Below are 18,757 nucleotides of genomic sequence, written 5' to 3' on the forward strand. Positions count from 1 at the left end.
TCCTCTCCCTTGCAATACCCATGCCAGTTTTCGCGCCCTGGCATTCCTGGCATGCAAAGGAGAACCGGGTGTTAAAGTCAGGTTTCATCGACTCGGTTTCGCCAATTTGCAGTCATGCCGACCCGGAATCCCCTGCTCGAGACAGTCATCCCCCTGGTCTCCGACCTGGCCCGCGATGTCGAGCCGGCCGAGCGCTATCGGCGCTTCCTGAACGCCTTGCGGACGCTGCTGCCCTGCGACGCGGTGGGCTTGCTGCAGCTGGAGGGCGAGGTCCTGGTGCCCTTGGCGCTGGAGGGGCTGACCCCCGACGCAATGGGGCGACGGTTCCGCGTCGATCAGCATCCGCGCTTCCAGGCCCTGCTCAACGCGGAGAGCGCCATGCGTTTTCCGCCGGACTGCGCCTTGCCCGATCCCTACGACGGCCTGGTCGAGCAAGCGGAAGGCGATCTGCGCGTGCACGACTGCATGGGATGCGCCATCGAAGTTGGCGAGCGCAAATGGGGTCTAGTGACCCTCGACGCCCTGGCCCCCGCCCGCTTTTCCGAGGACGACCTGGCCGTGTTGAACGTTTTCGCGGGCCTGGCCGCCGCCACCGTCACCGTGGCGGCGCGCATCGAGACACTGGCCGTCACCATCGAAGACGAACGGCGGCGCGCGGAAAGCTATCGCATGGCCGCCGCCGCACCGGCACGGCGGCTCATCGGCCAAAGCGCGGCCTTCCGCCGCCTGACGCGGGAAATCGACATGGTGGCCGGAAGCGATCTGACGGTGCTGATTACCGGCGAAACCGGCGTTGGCAAAGAATTGGTGGCCCAGGCTCTGCATGCCGGTTCGCCGCGCGCCGGCAAGCCGATGATCAGCGTCAACTGCGCGGCATTGCCCGACAACCTGATCGAAAGCGAGCTTTTCGGACACGTGCGTGGCGCGTTCTCCGGCGCGGTGCAGGACCGGCGCGGCAAGTTCGAGCTGGCGCACGGCGGCACGCTGTTCCTGGACGAGGTCGGCGAACTGCCGCTGAGCGCACAGGCGAAGCTGCTGCGCGTGCTCCAGAGCGGACAGTTGCAGCGTGTCGGCTCGGACCGGGAACACCAGGTGGACGTGAGGCTGATCGCGGCGACCAACCGGGACCTGGCCGAAGAAGTCCGCACGCGCCGCATGCGGGCGGATTTCTATCACCGGCTCAGCGTCTACCCCCTGCGCGTCCCGGCACTGCGCGAGCGCGGGCGCGACATCCTGATTCTGACGGGCACTTTCCTGGAGGAAAACCGGGTGCGTCTGGGGCTGGGCGCCGTGCGGCTGGCCCATGACGCCCAGGCCGCCTTGCAGCACTATGGTTGGCCCGGAAATGTACGGGAGCTGGAACACGTGGTCAGCCGCGGGGTCCTCAAGGCGCTGGGCCGCCATGCGGCGCGGCCGCGCATCCTGACGATTGCGGCGGAAGACCTGGATATCGGACACCCGCCGCCCGCGACCGCCGCGGCGGTCCCTCCGTCGCTGCCCCGGCCCGGGCCGGTACCGAAGACCCTGCAGGCAAGGCTGCAAGAGGTGGAACGGACATCCATTGAAGCCAGCCTTATCCGGCATGATGGCAACTGGAGCGCCGCCGCCCGGGAGCTGGGCGTGGACCGCGCGAACCTGAGGCGGCGCGCCGCCCGGCTCGGCATGCCGGTGCAAGGCAGACCCGGACGGCCCCGGCGATCCGTGGCCTGACGGCGATCAAGCAGCCTTCTTGAGCGGCAAGGCGATGCCGCACTCGCCGAATACCTCGCGTACCGCCGCCAGCCCGTTGAGCGCCGCCGGAAAGCCGGCGTAGATCACCATCTGCATGACCACCTCGACGATTTCCTCGGGCCTGCAGCCGACATGCAGGGCGGCGTGCAGATGCACCTTGAGCTGCGGCGCCGCATTGCCGAGCGCGCACAGCGCGGCCACCACGGCCAGTTCGCGCTCGCGCAAGCCCAGCCCCGGCCGCGAATAGATATCGCCAAAAGCGAATTCGACCACATAGGCCGCGACGTCCGGGAAGGCTTCGCGCAGGCTTTCGATGACCCGTATGCCCGCCTCGCCATCCACCGCGTGCAATTGCTTCAGTCCGCATTCGTAGCGTTCGGATGCCATGATCTTTTCTCCAAGAGTTGCTGAGGTCCGGCCTGCGCGGATGCGCGGCACGGCATGGAGCAGGCACTGTATCGGCGGCGCGCCGGGCAGGGGAATGACCGAATTCGTGATACCTTTTTGATATATGCCGCCAGGGCCCGCAGCGTCGCCGCGGCCTCCCACCGTATCGCCCGCGCCGGTTCGCTTCCGGTCCTCACACATGCCCAATCTGCTGGATTCCCGCGGTCTCGCCCTATTCCTGGCGGTGGCCGATACGCTGAGCTTTCGCCAGGCGGCCGAACGGCTGCACATCTCGCAGCCGCCGCTCAGCCGCGCCATCCGCCAGCTGGAGGAACGGCTGGGCTGCGCCCTGTTCGTGCGCGACACGCAATCGGTGCGGCTGGCGCCGGCCGGCGAACGTTTGCTTCCCCATGCCCGCAAGATCATGCGTTTGCTGGCGCAGGCCGAGGCCAGCATCGCGGCCCCGCCCGTTCCGCCGCGACTGCGGCTGGGGTTGACGACGGCCGTCGAACCGCCATGGTTTCAGGGCATCGGCGCCCGCATGGAAGCGTCGGGCCGTTTCGATGCCGTCCTCGTCGTGTCGGACACTTCGCCGCGCCTGGTGCGGCAGTTGCGCACGCGTCGGCTGGACGCGGCGCTGATCGCGTTGCCCACGGAAACGGAGGGATTGTCGGTGACGGTGCTGGACCGCCAGCCTATGATCGTCGCCCTGCCCAGCGCCCATCCGCTGGCCCGGCGCAGAACCTTATCGCTGCGCGATCTGGCCGACGAAAGTATCTACATCTTCGAGCGCGCGCGGCAGCCGGCCTTCTTCGATTACTGCCGGCGCGTATTTCAGAAACACGGTTTCACGCCGCGCGCAGTGCGCGAACCGGAAGACCATCATGTGATTCTGGCGGGCGTGGCCAACGGGGAAGCATTCGCCCTGCTGCCGCGCTCATTCATGGCCCTGAAGCGGGCGGGCGTCAGCTACAGGGCGCTGCGGGAAGGCGACGAATTGGCGGTATCGATCGGTCTGGCCACGCCGGCGGATCGGGACGATCTGCACGCTCTGCTATGCCGGCGCGCCAGGGCCGCCGTCCGAGCCATGCCGGTGCGCGGCGCCGCGGCCGGCGCAGACCGCGCACTCGGGATCGCGCGGCACGTTCAGGCTGCGCCACTGCATCGAAAGCCCATCCAGACATAGCAGGCGCCCGGCCAGGGACTCGCCGATGCCGGCGAGCAGCTTCAGGGTTTCGGCGGCCTGCACGCTGCCGATGATGCCGACCAGCGGGGCGAGCACGCCCATGGTGGCGCAGTTCGCTTCCTCGACATCGTCCGCTTCGGGGAACAGGCAGTGGTAGCACGGCGAAGCGTCGCCGCGCATGTCGAACACGCCCACCTGGCCGTCGAAGCGGATGGCGGCGCCCGAGACCAGCGGCTTGCGGTGATGGACGCAGGCACGGTTGATCTGGTGGCGCGTGGCGAAGTTGTCGGAGCAATCGAGCACGACGTCGGCGGCGGCCACCGCAGCCTGCAGCGCATCATCCGTCAGGCGGCGGGCGATGGTCTCCACGACGATTTCGGGATTGAGGGCAAGCAGCGCGCGCCGCCCCGATTCCACTTTGGGCTGGCCAAGGCTTGCAGTGGTATGCAGCAATTGTCGCTGCAGGTTGCTCAGTTCGACGACGTCGTCGTCAACCAGGGTGATATGGCCGACGCCCGCGGTCGCCAGATACATGGCGGCGGGAGAGCCCAGCCCTCCCGCTCCGACGATAAGCGCGCGCGCCGCCAAAAATTTTTCCTGCCCTTCGATGCCGAGCTCGTCGAGCAGGATATGGCGCGCATAGCGCAGCAACTGCTGATCGTTCATTTCGCCTTGGCGGGCTGCACTCCATTAGGCGTGATCGTCATGCGTTCAGGCGCGGCCTGGGCCGGGCGTTGCTGTCCCGCCTTGTCCTGCCCCGTCTTATCGTTGGACGCCGTCTTGGGCACCGCCTTCTGGATCGGCTTGCCGTCCAGGAAGTTCACGGCCTGCTTCAATTGGAAGTCGTCCTTGCCGCCGAACTCGAAGGTTTTGGGCAGCTCGATATTGGCGGGATCCGCGGAAGACTTGATCTCGCCGTTGGGGGACTGCTGATTGGCCAGATGGCGCTGCAGGTCGGCTTCGCGCGGCAGACGGAACAGGTCGCCCTGCGCCGTATCGGCCACCACGTAGTCGGGCTCGATGCCCGTGGCCTGGATGGAACGGCCGCTGGGCGTGAAGTAGCGGGACGTGGTCAGCTTGATGGCCGTGTCTTCACTCAGGGGCAGGATGACCTGCACCGAGCCTTTGCCGAAAGTACGGTTGCCCATGACCTTCGCGCGCTTGTGATCCTGCAGGGCGCCAGCGACGATTTCCGACGCCGAAGCGGAACCGACGTTCACCAGCACCACCATGGGCACGGTCTTGACCCAGCCGGGCAGATTCGCCAGGTAGTTCCCTTCGCCACGCGCATATTCCGAAGGCGTGGCCAGGTATTTGTGGCGGGAGTCCGGCGTGCGGCCGTCGGTGGAAACGACCAGCGAGTCGGGCGGCAGGAACGCGGACGCCACGCCGATGGCGCTGGTCAGCAGGCCGCCCGGATCGTTGCGCAGATCCAGGATGAGGGCGCGCGGGGGCTGCTTGGCGCCCATTTCCGTCAGTTGACGCGCCATGTCGGCGCCCGTCTTCTCCTGGAATTGCGCGATACGCACATACCCGACGTTGCCCTCCAGCATCTTGCTGCGCACGCTGCGCACCTTGATGATGTCGCGCACGATATGCAGCACGATGGGCTGCGGATGGTCCGCGCGCATGATGGTCAGCGTGATCGGCGTCTTGGGCGCGCCGCGCATCAGCTTCACCGCGTCGTTCAACGACATGCCCTTGGTGGGCGTATCGTTGATCTTGGTGATGAGGTCGCCCGCCATGACGCCGGCGCGCGCGGCCGGCGTGTCTTCGATCGGGGAGATGACCTTCACGTAGCCGTCTTCGGCGCCCACTTCGATGCCCAGCCCGCCGAACTCGCCCTGCGTGGCGGTCTGCATATCGCGGTAGGCGTCGGCATCCAGATAGGCGGAATGCGGGTCCAGGCCGGACACCATGCCGGAGATCGCGTTGTTGATCAGCGTCTTGTCGTCGACGGGCTCGACGTAGTTGTTCTTGATGGCGCCGAACACACTGGTGAACTGGCGCAGTTCGTCCAGCGGCAAGGTGCTGCCGCCGCGCTGCGCAACGGCGGTCACCCCGGCGCTGAGCAGGATCCCGGCCACCACGCCGGCCGACACCAGGCCGAAACTACGAAACTTGCGAGTGCTCATGCACACTTCCTGAATTGGTTTAGCCGAACGCTTCTACTGGGCCAACCATTGGGCTGGGTCCACGGGCGCGCCGCCATGACGAATTTCAAAGTATAGGCCCGATTCCACCTGCCCGCCCGTAGCGCCGGCGGTGGCGATGGTGTCGCCTGCCCCTACCCTGTCGCCCACCTGCTTCATCAACGCCTGGTTGTAGCCGTACACGGTCATATATTGCTGCCCGTGATCCACGATGATGAGGTTTCCGAAGCCGCGCAGCCAATTGGCGTAAACCACGGTGCCGGGGGCCACCGCGTGGACGGGCGTGCCTTCCGGCACGCGCAGCACGATTCCGCGCCACACGCCGCCGTCCGGCCGGCTGACGCCGAACCGGCCCTGGATGGTGGCGCCCTTCACGGGCATGGCAAGGCCGGGACGCAGTCCGCGGCCTTCGGGCAACGGACGGGATGGCGCGGCCGAGGCGGTCGCGGACGGGCGGGCCGACCCGGGCGATCCGGACGACCGGGCAGAGGTGACGGGGCTGGAGGCATCCGGCCCGGGCGCGCCCGCGGGTTCGACCGGGGTCAAGCCTTCGATGTTGCCGCGCGCCACCGGCAGGCTGGCTTCGGCCGCGCGGCGCGCGGCGGCTTCGGCTTCGGCGGCCTGACGCGCGGCGGCCGCGGCGGCCTCGGCATCGCGGCGAGCGGCCGCTTCCACCTGCCCGCGGGCCTGCGTCGCCTCACGCGCCTCCTGGGCGCGGCGCGACGCTTCGGCGGCCTTGCGCGCTTCCTCGGCGCGCTTGCGCGCCTCTTCGGCCTTGCGGCGGGCTTCCTCGATGGCCTGGCGCCGCGCCTGTTCGGCTTTGCGCGCGGCTTCTTCTTCGGCCTTGCGGCGCGCTTCTTCAGCCTTGCGGCGCGCTTCTTCGGCCTTGCGCGCCTCTTCGGCCTGCTTTTCGATGGCTGCCTGCAGGTCCTCGATCAGGCGCGACATGCGCGCATCGTCGCGCCCCAGCTTGACGGCTTCCTGGCGCTGCGCCTCGATCTGCCCCTCCAGCCGGGCCAGCACGCTGGCGCGCTCTTTCTGCTGGGCGACCAGCGCATTCTTTTGCTCCCCGGTTTCCTTTACGACGTCGGCGATTTCCTGACGCCGCGCGTCGGCGCGGCCCTGCAGCCGCGCCAATTCCTCCAGGTCGCGCCGCAACACCTGCACCGCCTGGGCGCGCGCCTGCGAGACGTAACCCAGATAGGCCAGGTTGCGCCCCAGGGCCTGCGGATCGTCGCCGGACAACAGGGCAGTCCATGGCGACAACCCGCTGGCGTATTGGGAACGCAGCTGCCTGGCCAGCTCCTCGCGCCGCTGGGCCAGGACGGCCTGCTGGGCCGTCATCTGGCGCTCCAGCGCAGCCAGGTCGGCCTCGGCCTGCCGGCTCTGCGCCGCCAGTTCGGCCAGACGCCGGTTGATCTGCGAGATGGCGGTTTCCGATTCGCGCAAGGCGTCGGCGGCTTCCTTGCGGGCGGATTCCCGCTCTTCGATGGTCTTCTGCAGCGACTGTATGCGCTCGCGCAGCGCCGACTGCTGGCGCTGGGCTTCGCTTTGCTTCTCGCTCAAATCGCCCGGCGCCGCCCGCGCCACCGCCACAGCCAGCATCAACGCGGCCGCCCCCACCATTCCCGCCGCCACCCGCATCTCAAACACCTCACCCTACGTGTGACCCACGCCGCATGAAATCCGCCCGCTTCACCGATCCGACGCCCTCGCCCCCGTGGAAACGCGCACGCGCCAAACCACACTCACGCCACCACCACCAAGCACCATCCGACACCCCCTTGAAAATGAGCGCCCCCCCGATCCGGGACGCCGCGGATCCGGCTTTGCCGGTCCGCTGGCGTCGCCCCCTTGAGGGGGGAAGCGCGTCAGCGCTTTCGGGGGTGGGCTCCCCCTCCGGTCCGCCAGCGTCGCCCCCTTGAGCCACCAGGGCGCCGTGGATCCGGCTCCGCCGGTCCACCGGCGCGCCCCCTTGAGGGGGAAGCGCGTCAGCGCTTCGGGGGTGGGCTCTCCTTGGAAGCGCGTCAGCGCTTCGGGGGTGGGATCTCCTTGAAAGCGCGTCAGCGCTTCCGGAGTGGGCTTACCTCTTCGCTTTGCCCTGGGCCGCTACGGCGGCCATCGCCGCTTCGATCTCGGCCGGGTCGCCCAGGTAATAGTGACGGAGGGGCCGGAGGTCGTCATCCAGCTCGTAGACCAGGGGCTGGCCGGTGGGAATGTTCAGGCCGACGATGTCCTCGTCGGAGATATTGTCCAGATGCTTGATGAGGGCGCGCAGGCTGTTGCCATGGGCGGCGATCAGCACCCGGCGGCCGGCGCGGATGGCCGGGGCGATGGACTCGTTCCAGAACGGCAGGACGCGGGCGACCGTGTCCTTCAGGCATTCCGTCGCCGGCAGCTGGTCGGCCGGCACGCGGGCGTAGCGGCTGTCGAAGCGGGGGTGCCGGGGGTCGTCCGCGGACAACGGGTCCGGCGCGATGGCATAGGCACGGCGCCAGATCAGCACCTGCTCGTCGCCGAATTTGGCGGCGGTTTCGGCCTTGTTCAGGCCCTGCAATGCGCCGTAGTGCCTCTCGTTCAGGCGCCAGCTGTTGCCCACGGGCGTATACATGGCGTCCATGGCATCCAGCGCGATCCATAGCGTGCGGATGGCGCGCTTCAGAACCGACGTAAAAGCCAGGTCGAAGCCGTAGCCTTCGCGCTTCAAAAGCTCGCCGGCCGCCCAGGCCTGCTGGCGACCGGTTTCGGTCAGGTCCACGTCGGTCCAGCCGGTGAAGCGGTTTTCCAGATTCCACTGGCTTTCGCCGTGGCGCATCAGAACGAGTTTGTGCATGGTGCGGTCGCTTGAAACAGTGTTGAAAGATGCCGGAATGCCGTCATTTTATAATTGCAAGGTTGTGCCCCGTCCGGACGCTCGCGCGCGAGCGCGCCCGGACGGCGGTGTCCGGTGGCGGCTTGGCCGTCCATTAATCGTCAATTCTCAGGACGTTCCGTGGATTTTCTGCATTTTCTGCTTAGCCAGAACAATATCTTTATCGTTGCGGCGGCTGTCGTGTCCGGCATCATGCTGGCCATTCCGGCGCTGCGCAAGAGCGGCGGCGGATCGGCCATCGGAACGGCTGAAGCCATACAGCTGGTGAACCAGCGGCAGGCCGTCTGGGTGGATGTACGCCCCGCCGAGCAATTCCAGGCCGGGCACATCGCGCAGGCACGCAGCGTGCCGGCTGCGGACATCGAGAAAAAATCCGCCGGGCTTCCGAAGAACAAGCCCCTGGTGGTGGTATGCGAGCAAGGGCGCGACTCCGGCCGCGCCGTGGCCAAGCTCAAGGCCCAGGGCTTCAACGAGGTGGTCGCCCTGGAAGGCGGCATGAGGGCCTGGAGCCAGGCCGGCCTGCCGGTCACCCAGAAGGCCTGACCCGGATACCTCCCGACCCCGACTGCCTCGCGCAAGGAATCGACGATGAAGAAAGTCGTGATGTACAGCACCGGCTATTGCCCGTACTGCTCCCGCGCCGAAATGCTGCTCAAACAGCGCGGCGTCAGCGAAATCGAGAAGATCCGCATCGATCAGGAACCCGAACAGCGGGCCATCATGATGGAACGCACGGGGCGCCGCACCGTGCCGCAGATTTTCATCGGCGATACTCACGTGGGCGGCTTCGACGACCTGGCTGCGCTCGATCGCGCCGACAAGCTGCTGCCCCTGCTGAACGACTGAATGTCCTTACGCGCCGCCTGACGGGCGGCGCATCCCCGGCCTGAACAGGCTTTATCTCCTTACCTTTCCGGAACTCTCAATGGCTGACCAATCCAACCCGCAACAGGGCAATGACACACCGTCGTTCAACCTGCAGCGCGTCTACCTGAAAGACCTGTCGCTGGAGATGCCCAATGCGCCGCACGTATTCCTGGAACAGGAAGGGCCGCAAGTGGAAGTCAGCATCAATGTCGGCGGACAACGGCTGACTGAGACGCTGTTCGAATCCACCGTGACGGTGACGGTCACCACGCGCATCAGCGACAAGGTGCTCTATCTCGTCGAAGGCACGCAGGCCGGCATTTTCGAGCTCGCCAACATTCCGGCCGAGCAGATGGATCCGCTGCTGGGGATCGTGTGCCCCACCATGATCTATCCGTATCTGCGCGCCAATGTGGCGGACGCCATCACCCGCACCTCGCTGCCGGCGCTGCATTTGGCCGAAGTGAACTTCCAGGCCCTGTACGAGCAGCGCATCGCCGAGCTCTCGCAGCAGCAATCGCAGGAGCAGGAAGGCAACGACTCGGGCATCATCCTGCCGCCCAATGCCACCCGCCAGTAAGACCGCACCGTCGGCCGCGCCCCGCGTTGCCGTCCTGGGCGCCGGCAGTTGGGGAACGGCGCTGGCCGCCGCGGCCTCGCGCCGGTGCCCCACGCTGCTGTGGGCGCGCCAGGCGGCGCAGGCCGCCGACATGGCCGCGGCACGCGAAAACGCCCGGTATCTGCCGGGCGTTTCTTTGCCTGCCTCGCTCGAGATCACCGCGGACCTGGACCAGGCGCTGCGCCATGCCGCCGCCGATGGCGGCGACCCGCTGCTCATCCTGGGCGTACCGGTGGCGGGGCTGGAAACCCTGTGCCGCGAACTCGCGCGCCGCCTCCCGGCGCTGGGCCGCGACCGGTGGCACGTGGTGTGGACCTGCAAAGGCTTCGAGCAGGAAACCCGCCGCTTGCCGCACGAGATCGCGCGCGACGCGCTTGGCGCGCTGCCCTCGGTAGCGGCCGGCGTCCTGTCCGGCCCCAGCTTCGCGCGCGAAGTGGCGCAGGGTCTGCCGGTTGGGCTGACGGTCGCCAGCACCGATTCCGTTTTGTGCGAGACCGCGACGGCCGCGCTGCATGGGGGCGCGGTGCGCGTCTATGCCGGCTCGGACGTGATCGGGGTGGAAGTGGGCGGCGCGATGAAGAACATCATCGCCATCGCGTGCGGCGTGTCCGACGGGCTGATGCTGGGCACCAATGCCCGCGCGGCGCTGATCACGCGCGGCCTGGCCGAAATGACGCGCTTCGGCGTCGCCCTGGGCGCGCGCGCCGACACCTTCGCCGGCCTGACAGGTTTGGGCGACCTGGTGCTGAGCGCCACGGGCGAGCTGTCGCGCAACCGGCGCGTGGGCGTGGAGATCGGATCAGGCCGCAAGCTTGCCGACATCCTCGCCAGCGGGGTCACCGCCGAAGGGGTGCGGGCGGCCCGGGCGGCGCTGGACCGGGCCCGTGCGCTGAATGTGGACATGCCGATCACCGAAGCGGTATGCGCCGTCTTGTTCGACGGCGTCGCGCCCATGACCGCCGTCTCCACTTTGCTGGCGCGCGACGCCCGACCGGAAAGCGGGGACTTGCGCACACCCGACTAAAGGTTTGTTGAAACCAAACCGGCGCGGCATCACAGACCGGTTCGCGCCCGGATATCCGCCTGAGGAGAAAAACGATGTTCCAGTTCAACAACGGCCAAGGTGGCCGGGGCATATGGAAGCCCCGGCTCTGGCTGGCGCTGGCCGGCCTTGCCGCCGCCTTGATTGCCACGGCGCCGGCAAGAGCGGAGTGGCCGGAGCGCCCCATCGACCTGATTGTTCCTTTCCCGGCGGGTTCGTCGCCGGATCTGCTGGCGCGCATCGTTTCCGAGCCGCTGTCCAAGGCGCTGGGCCAGCCCATCATCGTGCAGAACAAGCCGGGCGCGGGCGGCAACATCGGCACGCGGCTGGCGGCCGAAGCCAAGCCCGACGGGTACACCGTCCTGTTCACCATCAACGGGCCGCTGACCACGGCGCCCACCCTGTACCGCAAGACGCTGGGCTACGATCCCTTCAACGACCTGGCCCCGGTCACACTGGTGGCAACCAGCCCCAACGTCCTGGTGGTCCCCCGCGACCTCGGCATCAAAACGGTCGAACAATTCGTCAAATTGGCCAAGGAACGGCCGGGCGCGCTGAACTACGGGTCGGTGGGCCCGGGCAGCGCATCCCAGTTGGCCATGGAAATGTTCAAGGGCCAGGCGGGACTCGATATCGCCCATATCCCGTACCCCGGCTTTCCCCAGGTGATAAGCGCCATCATTTCGGGCGACATCCAGTCGTCCTTCATGGTTCCCGCGATCGCCATGCCGCAGGCGCGCAACGGCAAGGCCACGGTGCTGGCGGTGACCAGCCTGCAACGCGCCGAAACGCTGCCCGATATCCCGACCATGGCGGAACAGGGCTATCCGGGATTCGAGGCCATTTCCTGGGACGCCATCCTGGTCCCCGCGGGCACGCCGAGCACCGTCATCGAGCGCCTGAACAGCGAGCTGGCGCGCATCATCAGCAGCGATAAAGTGCGCCAGCAAATGGCCGTGCAGTACTTCACGCCCGCGCCCTCCTCCCCCGAACAGCTTACGGACCGCATGCGAGACGAGAAGGCGCGCTGGGACGCCGTCATCAAGAAACTGAACCTGTCCCTGGATTGACGGGACGCCTCCGGACCCTGTTCCGACTACCCGCGCCGCGCACGGGCCACCCCCGTCCGCAGCGCTGCGCTTTTGGGAGCGTCCCGATGGGAACGGCCTTTGCTTTCCGGCGGCTTTCCCTTCTGGAGGACGCCGGCATGAAAGCCATGCCCGTCGATAGGGCGCTGGACAACACGCTCGCGTTGTTCGCCGATCCGTACGGATTCATCTCGTCCCGGGCGCGCCGGTTCGATTCGGATGTCTTCGAGACGCGGCTCCTCATGCGCCCGACGCTGTGCATGACGGGCGCCGCCGCGGCGGAGCTGTTCTACGATCCCGGCCGCTTCCAGCGCGCCGGCGCCGCGCCCGAGCCATTGCGCGCCACGCTCTTCGGCAAGCGGGCCGTGCAGACGCTGGACGGCCCTGCCCACCGCGCCCGCAAGGCCTTGTTCATGGAGGCGCTGTCGCCGCCACGCGTGGCCGCATTGGCCCGAGGCGTGGGGGTGGCATGGCAGGAAGCCGCCACGCGCTGGCCCGCCGCCGCCGACACGCAGCTCTATCCCGCCGCACAGGAAGTGTTGACCCGTGCGGTGTGCGCATGGGCCGGCGTGCCCCTGGCCGAAGCCGACGCGCCACGGCGCACCGCAGAACTGGCCGCGCTGTACGACGACGCGGCGCGGGGCGTGTCGGCGCATCTGCATTCCCGGCGCTGCCGCCATCGCGCCGAGGCATGGCTGCGCGGAGAGATCGAGCGGGTCCGCGCAAAAAGCTCGCTTCCCGCCGCGGCACGGCCGCACGCCTGGCCCGCATCCCGGGCCAACGGTGCGGCGAGACCCGCGGATGCCGGCACGGCTGGCGGCGCGAGCGCCCTGCACGCGGTCGCCCTGCACCGGGACGAACAGGGCCGCCTCCTGCCCGCAAGGATCGCGGCCGTGGAGCTGCTGAACATCCTGCGTCCCACCGTGGCGGTTTCGGTATTCATCGTATTTGCCGCCCACGCCCTGCTCTTCCACCCAGAACTGCGCCGCCCGCTGATCAATGGCGACCGCGCCTACCGGGAGCGCTTCATCAACGAAGTACGCCGCTACTACCCGTTCTTCCCGGCCGTGATGGCCGTCGTCAGGGAAGATTTCGAATGGAAGGGTTACCTGTTTCGGCGTGGCCGTCGCACGCTGCTGGACCTGTACGGGACGAATCACGACGCAAGGCTGTGGAAGGAGCCGTCGGCCTTCAACCCCGACAGATTCATCGACAGACCGCCGACACCCTTCGATTTCATTCCCCAGGGCGGGGGCCAGGCGCAAACGGGCCATCGCTGTCCGGGCGAAGGCGTCGCGATGGCGGCGATCGATGCAACACTGGACTTCCTGCTGACCCAGGCTCACTGCACGGCGGCGCCGCATGACGAGCGCATCGACATGCGGCGGCTGCCCGCCCTTCCGCGCGCCGCCATGCTGGTGCGGCGCGCGGCAGCGCCGGCATAGGCCAGCGCGCGGGCCAGCCCTACACGCCGCCGGCGTAGCCGGCCTGGCGCCAGGCCTCGAACACCACGACGGCCACGGCGTTGGACAGGTTCAGACTGCGCTGACCCGGGCGCATCGGCAGCCGCAGGCGCTGCGCCGGTGCGAACAGCGCCAGCTGCTCTTCCGACAAGCCGGCGGTTTCCCGCCCGAAGACGAAGACATCTCCCGGCTGCAATGGCGCGTCGGCGATGGAATGGCGCGTCCGCGTGGTAAGTGCGAACACCCGCTCGGGCGGCGCCCCAATGGCGGCCAGGGCTGCCGGCAGGGAGGGATGCACCCGCACCGGCTGCCATTCGTGATAGTCCAGCCCGGCGCGCCGCAAGCGGGCGTCATCCAGCTCGAAACCGAGCGGTTCGACCAAATGCAGCTGGGCGCCGGTGTTGGCGCAAAGCCGGATGGCGTTACCGGTATTCGGCGGGATTTCGGGCGAGACGAGAACGACGTGGAACATATCGGATGGGACGCCATGCTACGGCAGGCGATATTGTGCCAGCGTCCCGCCATCGTTTGCCGGCGCCCGGGCGGCCACCAGCGCGATGACTTCCCCGGCGCCCGCAGCGCGCACGGCCAGCGCGGCGGCGTGCAGGGTGCTGCCCGTGGTCATCACGTCGTCCACCAGGACGACCGGACAGGACGGCAGGCGGACGGTACAGGTGTAGCCGCCCGTCGCGCCCTGCATGCGTCCGGCGCGGGTCAGGGCGGCCTGCCGGGGCCCCTCGCGCGTGCGCGCCAGCCAGTGCCGGCGCAAAGGCAGGCCGGTGCGGCGGGCCAGCGCGCGCGCCAGTTCGCCCGCCGGATTGAATCCGCGCCGGCGCAGCGATACACGGGAAGCCGGGATCGGCACGAGCACGGCGCCCGGCGGCAGGGCGCCGCTGGCCGCCTGGGCCTGCATGACCAGATCCGCGAGCACACCGGCCAGGGCGTACCGCATTTCGGTTTTGTAGCGGGCGATCAGCATATCGCCCGGAGACTCGTAGTCGAAACCGGCCACGACGCGCGCCAGCGCCAGCGGACGGCGCTCGCAATCCGGGCAGGACGCGGCACATGCGCGCAGCCGCAGCGCACAGCGGCCGCACCGGCGCTGCGCGGCGTGCATGGTCGCCAGCACGTCGTCGAGGCACCCGGGGCAGAGCTTGCCGCATCGGGCGCGGGCGCCGCACAGGGCGCAGTCGCCGGGCAACGCCTGCCAGCACGCCGCCGATGCCGCCGCGATTCGTCGCAGCCACTGTGAGCCCGCCACTGCCATCTCCCTTCCCGGGGCGCGCCTTTCGCCGGTCGGCGCCCGCCCATGCGCAATAATGTCAGGGCTTATTTCAGCTTATCTTGCGCGCCGCGGGTGCCCCGGCGCGACCGAAATGTCCAACGCCCTTCCCTCGCTTCCCATCGTCAGCGCCCATGTGACGCGCCAGTTCGCCCGCCGCGGGGACCTGGAAAACGCGCAATTCCTTTATGGAGAAATCGGACGGCGCATGCTGGACCGCCTGCGCTATATCCGCATCCAGCCCACACGGATGATGGACGCCGGCTGCGGCGCGGGCGCTTGCCTGCCGTTGCTGCGCGAACGCTATCCCGAGGCCGAGTACATCGGCCTGGACGCCTGCCCGCCCCTGCTCGACGTCGCGCGCCGGCGGTTCAGTCCCAAAGGCTGGGCCGGCATTCTGGAGCGCGTCGCGGCGGGCCTGGGACGCAATGGCGGCGCCGGCAATGGACGGCTCCGGTTCCTTCAGGCCGACCTGGCGGACACCGGCCTGCCGCCGGAGTCCCTGGAACTGGTCTGGTCAAACCTGGCCCTGCATTGGCATCCGCGCCCGCACGACGTCCTGGCGGAATGGCGGCGTATCCTCAAAGTGAACGGCCTTGCCATGTTTTCCTGCCTGGGTCCCGCGACGTTGCGCGAACTGCGGCAGGCCGTGGCCGATGCCGGCCTGGACACGGCCACGCCCGCCTTCGTGGACATGCACGATTTCGGCGACCTGCTGGTGGAAAACGGTTTCGCTGATCCGGTGATGGACCAGGAAACCCTGACGCTGACCTACCAGACGCCCATGCGCCTGCTCGAGGACGTGCGGGCGCTCGGTGGCAACCCCAGCGCCACGCGCAAGGCGTCGCTGGCGACGCCGGCCTGGCGCGACCGGCTATGCGCGGCGCTGGAGTCTCAGCGGCGTCCCGACGGTACGATCGCATTGACCATTGAAGTTGCGTACGGCCATGCCTGGCGCGCCGCCGCCCGCCAGGCCGCGCCGGGCGAGACGCGGCTGTCGGTCAGCGCCATCGGGGGCCGTCACCGCACCGGCCGGTAAGGCGCCAGCCTTCGGCGGTCAGTGCAGACGGTGAGGTTCCGAAGGCTCGGCCAGCGTCTGCACGCCGACGCCGTGCAGCGGTTCGGACGTCGCGCGGACGCGCCGGCGCACGACTGCGGTGGGATCGTTGCCGGCCATGCCGACCAGGCCGGATTCGCCGCGGAAAGCGCCGGTCATCGACTCCACCACCGAGGGCAGGTCGCGCAGACGATGGAACTGCGCGCGCAGCCAGCGGGAATCGTTGCCTGCGCGCAGCGCGTCGTCACGCAGCGCGGCCAGCATATCGCTCGTGCCCAGTTCTTCCGCGATCGGCATCAGGCGCCCGAACACGCCGCGCAGATGATCGATCAGCCGCAGGCGCTGGCCTTCGGGCGTCACGTAGCTGCCTTGCAGCCCGAAGCGGCAGGCCTGGAAGTGATTGCTGCGATAGGCCAGCCAGAGGCCGCCCTCTTCCTGCGGCTCGCGATCCAGCAGGACCGCCAAGGCCTGGGCGAAGGCCGCCAGCTGGCAGGCGCGCTCGACTGTAAGAGGCGTGTCGCACACGCGGATCTCTACCGTGCCGAAGTCCGGCTTCGGCCGGATGTCCCAGTACAGATCCTTGATGCTTTCGGCCAGGCCCAGGTTGCGCAGTTGCGCCAAGTGGGCCTCGAACCGGTACCAGTCCGTCACGTCCGCCGGCAGATTGCCCGCCAGCGGGAAGCTGTTGACCGCGTTCAGGCGGCAGCAGGAAAACAGCGTGTCCACGCCCTCGTAGTAAGGCGACGACGCGGACAGGGCAATGAAATGCGGCACATAGGCCGACAATCGGCGCGTGAGCGCAATCGCCTGGTCGCCCGACTTCACGCCAATGTGGATGTGCTGCCCGAAGACAGTGAACTGGCGCGCCAGATAGCCATACATCTCGGCCAGGAACTGGAAGCGCGGCGTATCGGAAATCGACCGTTCCTGCCAGCGCATGAAGGGGTGGGCGCCGCCGCCCGCCACCGCGACGCCGACGGCGTCCGCGGCGTCGCACAGCGCGGTGCGCATTTCGCGCATCTCGGCGAGCAGGCCCATGGGGTGTTCGTGAACGGACGAATTCAGCTCGATCATCGAGCGCGTGATCTCGGGCTTGACGCGGTCCGCGATGGGGTGATCCGCCATTTGCGCCAGCAATTCATCCGAGGCAGCAGTCAGGTCGAAGGTCCGTGGATCGATCAATTGCAGTTCGAGTTCGATGCCCAGCGTGTTGGGTGCGGACGGGACGAACGGGATCTGTTCCATTACCTGCTCCTATGTATCTTATGTTGTTCGGGGATGGCGTCCGGCGGTCTTGAAACCCGGAGACATCCCGGGGCGCCTGGTGTGCGAAGCGAAGATGCAGTTTAGCCGCGACATGTTCTCATCCACGCGCATTTTCGGGATATTAATGCGCAACAGCGGGTAACTTGCGTGCTTCTCGCCAGCGCCGCGTAAGCGAACGCTCACAATCGCGGGTAAACCCGCGACAATTTCACTTCCGCCAGAAAGCGGGCGTAAAAAGAAGTAGCACGGTAAAGAGTTCGAGCCGGCCGATCAGCATGCCGAACGTGCACACCCAGGTCTGAAAGTCGCTTAGTACCCCGAAGCTCCCCATGGGTCCGATAGGGCCCAAGCCGGGCCCCGTGTTGTTGACGCTGGCGATAACGGCGCTGAAAGCGGTAACGGGATCCAGACCCGAAACCAGCATGATGATGGTCAACAGCGCAATCGACATGCCATACATCAGCATGAAAGCCATGATCGAGGCCATCACACGGTTTTCCACCACTCTGCCGCGAACGCGAACCGGGGTGACCGCGTGCGGGTGGAGCATGGCGACAAGCTCGGTGCGGGCCTGCTTGGCCAAAAGAATGGCGCGGATCATTTTGATGCCGCCGCCGGTGGAACCCGCGGAGGTCGCGACGCCGGACAGCAGCAGCATCAGCAATGGCGCGAACAGCGGCCACTGGGTGTAGTCGACGTTGGCGTAGCCCGTGGTGGTGATCACGGAAATCGTATTGAACATGCCGTACCGCAAGGCCTGCCCCATCGATGGATAGATGCCTTCGACGTACAGGAAAACCGAAATCGCCAGCGCCGCGCCAAGGGTCACCGCCAGGTAGGGAATGGTCTGGGGACAGGAGCGGTACGGCCGCAGGTTGCGCGCCTGCCAGGCGCCGAAATGGGTGGCGAAGTTGACGCCGGCGATCAGCATGAAGACGATTGCCACGACTTCCACCGCCACGGAATCGAAATGGGCGAAGCCGTCGTCCCATGTGGAGAAGCCGCCCAACCCCATGGTGGTCGCCATGTGGCACCACGCTTCGAACCATGGCAGTCCCGCCGCGCGGTATGCCAGCAGGCACAGCAGCGAAAGCCCGAAATAGATCGCATAAAGCGCCTTGGCGGTGCCCGCGATGCGCGGCGTCAGCTTTTCGTCCTTGATGGGGCCTGGGGTTTCAGCACGGAATATCTGGTGTCCGCCCACGCCGAGCAAGGGCAGGATCGCCACGGCGAGGACCAGGATGCCCATGCCTCCGAGCCAGACCAGCGTCGCCCGCCAGAGATTGATGGAGGGCGGCAGGCGATCCAGACCGGTGAGCACGGTCGCGCCGGTGGTGGTCAGGCCCGACATGGCTTCGAAATAGCCGTCGGTGAAAGATAGCGGCGTGCCGGCGCGATCGAAGTAAATGAACAAGGGAATGGCAGCCAGCAGGGGCAGCACCGTCCATACCATCGAGACAAGCAGGAAGCCGTCGCGCGGCCGCAGTTCGGTGCGATGATGCCGGGTGGCCAGCCATAGCAGGCCGCCGGCCGCGATCGCGATCAGGCTGGCATCGGCGAAGGCGCTCAGGGCCGCGTCGCCGGTATAGATGGCCAGCGCGAGCGGCAGCATCATGGTGACCGCAAACAGCGCCATGGTCAGGCCGAGCAGATTGAGCACCGACGCCAGCCGCTTCATGCGCGCGCCTCCGTGCCCTTGTGAAAACCGGTGCGCGCCGCCCGCGGGCGATCACCGTCGCGCATG

The 18,757-nt window shown here is 67.8% G+C and carries 17 protein-coding genes and 1 pseudogene; 9 read left to right on the forward strand and 9 right to left on the reverse strand.

Features of this window, described 5'->3' with window-relative positions; all coding sequences use genetic code 11:
• Positions 1 to 114 precede the first annotated feature (114 nt).
• Positions 115 to 1,710 (forward strand): nitric oxide reductase transcriptional regulator NorR, encoded by a 1,596-nt coding sequence (gene norR, locus CAL13_RS19555; RefSeq protein WP_086073288.1) that lies wholly within the window; start codon positions 115 to 117, stop codon positions 1,708 to 1,710.
• 6 nt (positions 1,711 to 1,716) lie between these two features.
• Here norR and CAL13_RS19560 read toward each other — a convergent pair whose 3' ends face one another.
• The gene (locus CAL13_RS19560) at positions 1,717 to 2,118 is read right to left on the reverse strand and encodes a carboxymuconolactone decarboxylase family protein (RefSeq protein ID WP_086073742.1); all 402 of its coding nucleotides are present in this window, start codon (positions 2,116 to 2,118) and stop codon (positions 1,717 to 1,719) included.
• Between the two features lie 199 nt (positions 2,119 to 2,317).
• On the opposite strand from CAL13_RS19560, the pseudogene CAL13_RS19565 reads away from it, so the two are divergent.
• Positions 2,318 to 3,100: pseudogene (locus tag CAL13_RS19565) on the forward strand (LysR family transcriptional regulator); the annotation flags it as partial.
• A 72-nt stretch (positions 3,101 to 3,172) separates the two neighbouring features.
• On the opposite strand, the gene CAL13_RS21565 reads toward CAL13_RS19565, so the two are convergent.
• From CAL13_RS21565 to gpmA, 4 genes are all read right to left on the reverse strand, one after another.
• On the reverse strand, positions 3,173 to 3,970 hold the full coding sequence (locus CAL13_RS21565; RefSeq protein ID WP_086073290.1) for a HesA/MoeB/ThiF family protein: 798 nt from the start codon (positions 3,968 to 3,970) through the stop codon (positions 3,173 to 3,175).
• Positions 3,967 to 5,439 (reverse strand): S41 family peptidase, encoded by a 1,473-nt coding sequence (locus CAL13_RS19575; RefSeq protein ID WP_086058875.1) that lies wholly within the window; start codon positions 5,437 to 5,439, stop codon positions 3,967 to 3,969. Before CAL13_RS19575 ends, CAL13_RS21565 begins: the two co-directional genes overlap by 4 nt.
• A gap of 33 nt (positions 5,440 to 5,472) precedes the next feature.
• On the reverse strand, positions 5,473 to 7,101 hold the full coding sequence (locus tag CAL13_RS19580) for a murein hydrolase activator EnvC family protein (protein WP_086073291.1): 1,629 nt from the start codon (positions 7,099 to 7,101) through the stop codon (positions 5,473 to 5,475).
• Between the two features lie 439 nt (positions 7,102 to 7,540).
• Positions 7,541 to 8,290, reverse strand: coding sequence for a 2,3-diphosphoglycerate-dependent phosphoglycerate mutase (gene gpmA / locus CAL13_RS19585; RefSeq protein WP_086058877.1), 750 nt, complete (start codon positions 8,288 to 8,290; stop codon positions 7,541 to 7,543).
• A gap of 159 nt (positions 8,291 to 8,449) precedes the next feature.
• Between gpmA and CAL13_RS19590 the strand changes: the two genes are divergently transcribed.
• From CAL13_RS19590 to CAL13_RS19615, 6 genes are all read left to right on the forward strand, one after another.
• Positions 8,450 to 8,872 (forward strand): rhodanese-like domain-containing protein, encoded by a 423-nt coding sequence (locus CAL13_RS19590; RefSeq protein WP_198297679.1) that lies wholly within the window; start codon positions 8,450 to 8,452, stop codon positions 8,870 to 8,872.
• A 45-nt stretch (positions 8,873 to 8,917) separates the two neighbouring features.
• Positions 8,918 to 9,175, forward strand: coding sequence for a glutaredoxin 3 (gene grxC, locus CAL13_RS19595; RefSeq protein ID WP_086058878.1), 258 nt, complete (start codon positions 8,918 to 8,920; stop codon positions 9,173 to 9,175).
• 79 nt (positions 9,176 to 9,254) lie between these two features.
• Entirely contained in the window at positions 9,255 to 9,776 is a 522-nt protein-coding gene (gene secB / locus CAL13_RS19600; protein ID WP_086058879.1) for a protein-export chaperone SecB, read from the forward strand.
• The gene (locus CAL13_RS19605) at positions 9,760 to 10,839 is read left to right on the forward strand and encodes an NAD(P)H-dependent glycerol-3-phosphate dehydrogenase (protein ID WP_086058880.1); all 1,080 of its coding nucleotides are present in this window, start codon (positions 9,760 to 9,762) and stop codon (positions 10,837 to 10,839) included. The genes secB and CAL13_RS19605 overlap by 17 nt, the downstream gene beginning before the upstream one ends.
• A 212-nt stretch (positions 10,840 to 11,051) precedes the next feature.
• Entirely contained in the window at positions 11,052 to 11,927 is an 876-nt protein-coding gene (locus CAL13_RS19610; RefSeq protein WP_420042465.1) for a Bug family tripartite tricarboxylate transporter substrate binding protein, read from the forward strand.
• A gap of 137 nt (positions 11,928 to 12,064) precedes the next feature.
• Complete coding sequence (locus tag CAL13_RS19615) at positions 12,065 to 13,390, forward strand: cytochrome P450 (RefSeq protein ID WP_086073743.1); 1,326 nt, start codon at positions 12,065 to 12,067, stop codon at positions 13,388 to 13,390.
• A 19-nt stretch (positions 13,391 to 13,409) separates the two neighbouring features.
• On the opposite strand, the gene CAL13_RS19620 is transcribed toward CAL13_RS19615, so the two are convergent.
• A complete protein-coding gene (locus CAL13_RS19620; RefSeq protein ID WP_086058882.1) occupies positions 13,410 to 13,880 on the reverse strand; it encodes a tRNA (cytidine(34)-2'-O)-methyltransferase in 471 nt (156 codons plus the stop codon).
• An 18-nt stretch (positions 13,881 to 13,898) separates the two neighbouring features.
• The gene (locus tag CAL13_RS19625) at positions 13,899 to 14,669 is read right to left on the reverse strand and encodes a ComF family protein (protein WP_232467707.1); all 771 of its coding nucleotides are present in this window, start codon (positions 14,667 to 14,669) and stop codon (positions 13,899 to 13,901) included.
• Between the two features lie 115 nt (positions 14,670 to 14,784).
• Here CAL13_RS19625 and CAL13_RS19630 point away from each other — a divergent pair, with 115 nt between their 5' ends.
• The gene (locus CAL13_RS19630; RefSeq protein WP_232462448.1) at positions 14,785 to 15,729 is read left to right on the forward strand and encodes a methyltransferase domain-containing protein; all 945 of its coding nucleotides are present in this window, start codon (positions 14,785 to 14,787) and stop codon (positions 15,727 to 15,729) included.
• Positions 15,730 to 15,747: 18 nt separating this feature from the next.
• Here the strand turns inward: CAL13_RS19630 and CAL13_RS19635 are convergent, their stop codons facing one another.
• Together CAL13_RS19635 and CAL13_RS19640 are read right to left on the reverse strand one after the other, a co-directional pair.
• Positions 15,748 to 16,992, reverse strand: a complete 1,245-nt coding sequence (locus tag CAL13_RS19635; RefSeq protein WP_086058884.1) for a YbdK family carboxylate-amine ligase — start codon at positions 16,990 to 16,992, stop codon at positions 15,748 to 15,750.
• A gap of 229 nt (positions 16,993 to 17,221) precedes the next feature.
• On the reverse strand, positions 17,222 to 18,691 hold the full coding sequence (locus CAL13_RS19640) for a TrkH family potassium uptake protein (RefSeq protein WP_086073294.1): 1,470 nt from the start codon (positions 18,689 to 18,691) through the stop codon (positions 17,222 to 17,224).
• Between the last annotated feature and the right edge of the window lie 66 nt (positions 18,692 to 18,757).

The sequence above is a fragment of the Bordetella genomosp. 9 genome, assembly GCF_002119725.1.
Lineage (GTDB): Bacteria > Pseudomonadota > Gammaproteobacteria > Burkholderiales > Burkholderiaceae_B > Bordetella_C.

Excerpts from the sequence above, each read along its gene's own strand:
- norR (WP_086073288.1), top strand. The coding sequence starts at position 115 with ATGCCGACCCGGAATCCCCTGCTCGAGACAGTCATCCCCCTGGTCTCC.
- CAL13_RS19560 (WP_086073742.1), bottom strand. The coding sequence starts at position 2,118 with ATGGCATCCGAACGCTACGAATGCGGACTGAAGCAATTGCACGCGGTG.
- CAL13_RS21565 (WP_086073290.1), bottom strand. The coding sequence starts at position 3,970 with ATGAACGATCAGCAGTTGCTGCGCTATGCGCGCCATATCCTGCTCGAC.
- CAL13_RS19575 (WP_086058875.1), bottom strand. The coding sequence starts at position 5,439 with ATGAGCACTCGCAAGTTTCGTAGTTTCGGCCTGGTGTCGGCCGGCGTG.
- CAL13_RS19580 (WP_086073291.1), bottom strand. The coding sequence starts at position 7,101 with ATGCGGGTGGCGGCGGGAATGGTGGGGGCGGCCGCGTTGATGCTGGCT.
- gpmA (WP_086058877.1), bottom strand. The coding sequence starts at position 8,290 with ATGCACAAACTCGTTCTGATGCGCCACGGCGAAAGCCAGTGGAATCTG.
- grxC (WP_086058878.1), top strand. The coding sequence starts at position 8,918 with ATGAAGAAAGTCGTGATGTACAGCACCGGCTATTGCCCGTACTGCTCC.
- secB (WP_086058879.1), top strand. The coding sequence starts at position 9,255 with ATGGCTGACCAATCCAACCCGCAACAGGGCAATGACACACCGTCGTTC.
- CAL13_RS19605 (WP_086058880.1), top strand. The coding sequence starts at position 9,760 with ATGCCACCCGCCAGTAAGACCGCACCGTCGGCCGCGCCCCGCGTTGCC.
- CAL13_RS19615 (WP_086073743.1), top strand. The coding sequence starts at position 12,065 with ATGAAAGCCATGCCCGTCGATAGGGCGCTGGACAACACGCTCGCGTTG.
- CAL13_RS19620 (WP_086058882.1), bottom strand. The coding sequence starts at position 13,880 with ATGTTCCACGTCGTTCTCGTCTCGCCCGAAATCCCGCCGAATACCGGT.
- CAL13_RS19630 (WP_232462448.1), top strand. The coding sequence starts at position 14,785 with ATGTCCAACGCCCTTCCCTCGCTTCCCATCGTCAGCGCCCATGTGACG.
- CAL13_RS19635 (WP_086058884.1), bottom strand. The coding sequence starts at position 16,992 with ATGGAACAGATCCCGTTCGTCCCGTCCGCACCCAACACGCTGGGCATC.
- CAL13_RS19640 (WP_086073294.1), bottom strand. The coding sequence starts at position 18,691 with ATGAAGCGGCTGGCGTCGGTGCTCAATCTGCTCGGCCTGACCATGGCG.